This is a genomic window from Hassallia byssoidea VB512170 (genome assembly GCF_000817785.2).
Taxonomy (GTDB): domain Bacteria; phylum Cyanobacteriota; class Cyanobacteriia; order Cyanobacteriales; family Nostocaceae; genus Hassallia; species Hassallia carrinoi.
In genome coordinates this window covers 1-5,637 of record NZ_JTCM02000191.1, presented here as the reverse complement: position 1 = coordinate 5,637, position 5,637 = coordinate 1, and the positions used below count along the sequence as shown (strand labels likewise).

4 protein-coding genes and 3 pseudogenes are annotated in these 5,637 nt (G+C 41.6%); all 7 read left to right on the top strand.

Annotation, left to right across the window (positions count from 1 at the left end):
- Positions 1-219 precede the first annotated feature (219 nt).
- Positions 220-1,333, top strand: a pseudogene (locus PI95_RS34365) (L-aspartate oxidase); the annotation flags it as partial.
- 105 nt (positions 1,334-1,438) lie between these two features.
- Positions 1,439-1,732: pseudogene (locus PI95_RS34360) on the top strand (4Fe-4S binding protein).
- 304 nt (positions 1,733-2,036) lie between these two features.
- Positions 2,037-2,984: pseudogene (locus PI95_RS34355) on the top strand (D-2-hydroxyacid dehydrogenase).
- 529 nt (positions 2,985-3,513) lie between these two features.
- The gene (locus tag PI95_RS37090) at positions 3,514-3,639 is read left to right on the top strand and encodes a hypothetical protein (protein ID WP_268896858.1); all 126 of its coding nucleotides are present in this window, start codon (positions 3,514-3,516) and stop codon (positions 3,637-3,639) included.
- 119 nt (positions 3,640-3,758) lie between these two features.
- Positions 3,759-4,070, top strand: a complete 312-nt coding sequence (locus PI95_RS36525; protein WP_236117323.1) for a class I SAM-dependent methyltransferase — start codon at positions 3,759-3,761, stop codon at positions 4,068-4,070.
- 139 nt (positions 4,071-4,209) lie between these two features.
- Positions 4,210-4,458: a hypothetical protein gene (locus PI95_RS36520; protein ID WP_236117322.1), complete on the top strand. Its 249-nt coding sequence runs from the start codon at positions 4,210-4,212 to the stop codon at positions 4,456-4,458.
- A 2-nt stretch (positions 4,459-4,460) separates the two neighbouring features.
- Positions 4,461-4,937, top strand: coding sequence for a sulfite exporter TauE/SafE family protein (locus PI95_RS34345; protein WP_052324763.1), 477 nt, complete (start codon positions 4,461-4,463; stop codon positions 4,935-4,937).
- The last annotated feature ends 700 nt before the right edge of the window (positions 4,938-5,637 follow it).

Sequence of the window (5,637 nt, the reverse complement as noted above, 5' to 3'; positions counted from 1 at the left end):
ACAGATTCCATTTCTCCGGAAGCAATCGCTTCGATTTGTGGATGGAATTACATCACCTCCGCTTTATTAAGTGCAACTTCATAGAGAATTGGTATTAAACCAAATGTGAATGAAGCTGTAGCAGCTTAACGGAGACGGTTCCTTCATCCTTTGATAGTCGCTCTTGTGCCCTTGGATCTATTAAACTTGGCTGTCCCGTAATGTCGGCGTTTTAGCGTAGGGGCAACGGGGGTTAACCGTCAGAGAAGTGAAAAATGGGTTGTACGTGCAGGTGCAGTAATCATTGCGACTGGTGGTTGTGCTTTTTTGAGCAAAGCACTTGGTTGCAATGTGTTGACAGGGGATGGATACCTTATGGCAGCAAAAGCGGGTGTTGAGATGTCGGGGATGGAGTTTTCCAACGCTTACGGCATCTCTCCCGCCTTTTCTTCCGTTACTAAAACTTTGTTTTATAATTGGGCAACTTTTACTTATGAAGATGGTACACCCATACCTGGTGCGGGTTCGCAAAAAGGACGTTCGGTGATTGCTCAAACTTTGTTGACGCAACCAGTCTACGCCATTTTAGATCAAGCGACTGAAGATATGCGATCGCATATGCGTCAAGCACAGCCTAATTTCTTCTTACAAGAGCGATCGCGCAGGTATCGATCCATTTACTCAACGCTTCCCTGTTACCTTGCGCTTAGAAGGAACAGTGCGCGGTACGGGTGGCATTCGCATTGCCGATCGTAATTGCGCTACATCAGTGCAGGGACTTTACGCTGCTGGTGATGCTGCTACGCGACAATTAATCTGTGGTGGATTTACTGGTGGTGGTAGTCACAATGCAGCTTGGGCAATATCTTCTGGATACTTTTCCGGTAAATCTGCGGCTGAATATGCTCAAAAGCTGGGTGAGTGGGGAACACAGCGTTCTGTGCAAGCAGTCGGTGAAGCTGGTTTAACGAATGGTGGCATACATAAAATCAACGCTGAAGAACTAATCAAAGCTACACAAGCTTAAGTCTTCCCCTACGATCGCAATTATTTCCGCAATGAGAAAGGTTTGACAGAATCATTACAGAGATTAAATAATCTTTGGCAAGAGATTCGTACCAGTCAAGTAGATACTCATAACATTGTCCGGGTGCGGGAAGCAGCAGCAATGGTGGCTACATCTCGATGGATGTACAGCAGTGCCTTGGAACGCAAAGAAACTCGCGGTATGCACAAACATTTAGACTATCCAGAGATGGATGTGAATCAGCAACACTATTTAATTAGTGGTGGTTTGGATCGAGTCTGGGTGAAAGCAGAGAAAATTAAGAAATTAGAGGCTGTGGGTGTTTAATTGTGGATATAAAGCATGTGTAGTAAAAACTTTAGTCCTTGAATTGAGCGATAAATCGCTCACTACGAGCGATCGCATCTTCCTAATCTAAAATCCAAAATTGACATGATTGAGTTAGTAAGTGAGTCGCGGTGCATTGAATGTAATCTTTGCGTTAAGGTCTGCCCGACAAACGTCTTTGACAAAGTGCCTTCTTCACCACCGACTATTGCCAGACAAAGTGACTGTCAAACCTGTTTCATGTGCGAATTGTATTGCCCTGTGGATGCTTTGTATGTAGCACCCGAAGTTGAACCTCTGGAGTGAGTGGACGAAAATTCACTTAAAGAAACTGGACTTTTGGGCAGTTACCGCAATAACATCGGTTGGGGACGCGATACCTTCGGTAAGCTCCGCTAACGCACCAATACAGCAAAACAAGATTCAACTCATCAAATACTCAAGCAGTTGAAGTAGAGTTATCACTTCTATTTTATTTTCCTTGTGTTCCTTAAAGTTCTGAGCGTCAGCTTCCACCCGCTCAGATTTCTCTCTATAAGGTTTTTTTCGCATCAGTCATGATGACTGGTGCATCTATCTTTTGTTAGATTTTCCATCTTAAATGATTGGATTGTGCCACAACAGTAAAAGTGAACTTTAATTATGGAAAGGGGACAAGGAATTTTTATAATTTATTGTGTGATCAGATTACTCTTTGTCTTTTATGAAAATTATTCTACCTGTAGAACTTGCTGATAATATTGAACCATTGTTACCCTCAGATATTACATTTGTACGTGTAGATAGTGAGGGTAATTTTGATGGCAATCCGAGTGAAGCAGAAGTTTACCTCAACGGGTTCAAGTTAAAAAATACTACCCTGCACAAAGTTTTAGCAGCAGCACCGACAATTCGTTGGCAACATACACCTAGTTCCGGTGTGAATCATATCCTCACACCTAGATTTTTGTCACACGATATAATTCTGACCAATGGCTCAGGAGTTCATGCTATTCCCATAGCGGAATTTGTACTGAACTTCATGCTTTATCATGCCAAAAATGTTCGGAAATTGGAAGATTTGCAGGCTAATCACCACTGGTTAAAGTGGTTAGAATTGCAATAATTATACAATCAAACTTTACTTATTATTGGAACCGGAAATATTGGTCAAGAAATTGCTCTCCGTGCCAAAGCCTTCGGAATGCAAATTTGGGGTAGTCGCCGAAATTCTGAACCATTACCAAATTTCGACAAAATAGTTGGTGCGAATGAATGGAAAGCACTTGTACCAGAGGCAGACTATGTAGTAATTGCCACACCTTTAACACCAGAAACCAAAGGCTTGATTAATGCAGAAACATTACGATTAATGCGGAAGAGTGCCTATCTAATTAATATTGCTCGTGGTGCAATTGTAGATGAAAATGCCTTGCTGACTGCTCTGCGTGCGGGTTGGATTGCAGGTGCTGGGTTAGATACATTTGAGACGGAACCACTACCAACAGAAAGTCCCTTTTGGTCTTTGCCTAATGCATTTATAACACCTCATTGTTCAGCACTAACACCACAACTTCGCAGCCGGATTGTGAAGTTATTCCTCGACAATTTGACAAGTTATCAAAGGGGAGAAAAGCTACGCAATATTGTGGACAAAAATGTAGGCTATTAATTAGGACTTACGCAAAAACTCTCTCAAACTCTCCCAAATGTGTCCTCTCTCTTGAAAAGGTCCGATCGCTCGTAACCTCCGCTCAGACTTTTCGCTGCGGACTCTGCGGTTCGTTTTCCCATAATGAAAGCGTAAGTCCTGTTAATGCAAGAAGATTATTTCGCGTCGGGCTATTAACAATTATCATGAATAAGTGCGGCTTTAGATACTGTATTTGCGGAACCGCTAGCACCATAAAGTCCATTTTGGAGGTTACCGAATGTTTTTATTACACCCCACTGTTCCGGTCATTCTCCCAAAGTTAAAGAGCGATCGCTTGCACTTTTCCTCGATAATTTAACACGCGATCGCCACGCCAAAAATATGCGAAGTGTCGTGGATAAAAATGCTGATTACTAATTTGTATCAGTTTCATGATTCGGGAGCAACATCTTAGGAAAGCAGCAAATAAACGGCTTTTTAGTTACAACTTTTTGCATCAGTTTCATCACTTATGTTTGTAGTCAAACTGCTAACAACAAAGTAAATTATGTTTAATCGGCTAGTCGAAAGAGAATTATTAGATGGAGAACCCTGGTTAGTTGGACAGCAATCCCAATTACCACTTCATCTTCAATTATTAGTTGAACGACAACAGGGAAGACAAAATATATGAGAATTACCAGAGAAAGAATCTCGTCAAAATGCTCAAAATAAAAAGTTTAAGGGAGGATTTTTGAGAAAAATATTCGATTTTTTTTTAACATTTATGTAAAATGACTATCTATAATTCCATTGGCAAAGTCTACTCGATCTTCGCGTCTTCCCGATTTGAGGATTGTAAATTCTCTAATTGATTTACTCAACCTACCAAAGAAAAGTATTATTGCTGATATTGGTGCTGGTACACGAGGTTATAGTCGAGCGTTGGCTCAACTGGGGTATTCAGTTTACGCTGTCGAACCTTCATCGGTCATGCGTTCTCAATCTGTCGAACATACACAGGTAAAATATTTTGCTGGTTATGCAGAAGATATTCCTTTAGCAAGTGCATCTGTCGATGGAGTGATTTGTATTTTAGCAATGCATCATTTTTCTGACATTTGACCCTCGACTTTGTGAAAAGCTTTGCTTAGCTGACTATTTCCCTGTATATCGTGACTATGATTTTCGGGTTTTTCCACCGCTAAATGATGTTGTTGAACTAATTCAAAGTCATACCCAAAGAACCGTTGAAATTTCTCCTTTGAAACTTCCACATGATTTAACAGATATGTTTGCTGCATCTGGATGGAGAAGACCAGAAATATATTTAAATCCAGAAGTTCGTGCGAATATATCAGCTTTGGCTTTAGCTGATGCATCGGTTGTTGAGGAGGGAGTTGTCAAACTTAAAGAAGATTTGTCAACTGGAAAATGGAATGCGAAATATGGAGAAATCAGAAACTTATCAGAAATTGATGTTGGTTATCGCTTTTTGTGTGCGAGGAGATAAATTTGACGTTTACCCAAGCTTGTTTCCTCTTTGTCGCTGCCATGCTGGGTGGGGCATTGACTACTATTGCTAGTGGTGGCGCTTTTATTTCGTTTCCCGCACTAATTTTTATTGGCTTACCTTCCATCAATGCCAATGCTACAGGTATGACAGCAGCATGGTTAGGATGCGCTGTGAGTGTTGCTGCTTATCGTCGTGAGTTGAGCGGGCAGCAGCGTATATCTCTTGTACTAGGCAGTATCAGCCTCGTGGGTGGAATGATTGGGGCTTTGTTACTGCTTTACACTCCGACAAGCATTTTTGATCGTCTCATTCCTTACCTTTTACTTTTTTCTACACTTCTATTTACTTTCGGCGGCAAAATTTCAACTTGGTTACATCATTTGGGATCTAGGCGATCGCTTATTATTGCTTCATTCATGCAATTTTTTATTGCCGTTTATGGGCTGGAGTTTAGACTAATGGCGGGCGATCGTTAGCGCGTCCTCACTCGGCTTACTGATATAAAAGTTAACATACGTTAGTTAAGAGCGAATTGTACAGACACTATGTGGAGTTAGAGCAACTGCAGTGAAGAAAAAGCGGTCAGTTGTGTTGAACTGACCACAAATTGGTCAATGCTGAGAAAAGCAAGATTTTTCAGATTGACCATGACATTTGATAAGCGTAAAACTTTTCCGACAAGGCGTGTATAGCATCGTTGGTAATGCGCTCATATGCGCTGTTTGACTTGATGGACGCAGTGTTAGGGGAGATCCAAAAAATAAAATATCCAGCCGTAAAACCTAGATGCCCCTATCCGCAACCAACCATTTCAATACACGGCTGGATATTTTATTACTTGTAAGTGCCTAGCCACACGTAGTGTTTATTCGTTTGTGGAACTGTCGCTATCTCCAGTATTTCGATGCCGATGGTCTAGTATCTACGAAGCTCTAGAAGACAGTAATCCACCAAGAGAAGAATTGATGCATTTGTATATCAAACAACTTCCCCAAACAGAGCAACTTGTCTATTGCAGGAGATCACACAGCAAGGCCTTGGTTGGAGGCCCTACGCTAAAACGCCGACATTACGGGACAGCCAAGTTTAATAGATCCAAGGGCACAAGAGCGACTATCAAAGGATGAAGGCGTGGTCGCCAAACCGTAAGAAATAGGGCAGGCTTCGCACCCTTGG

Excerpts from the sequence above, each read along its gene's own strand:
- PI95_RS37090 (WP_268896858.1), top strand. The coding sequence starts at position 3,514 with ATGTTTAATCGGCTAGTCGAAAGAGAATTATTAGATGGAGAACCCTGG.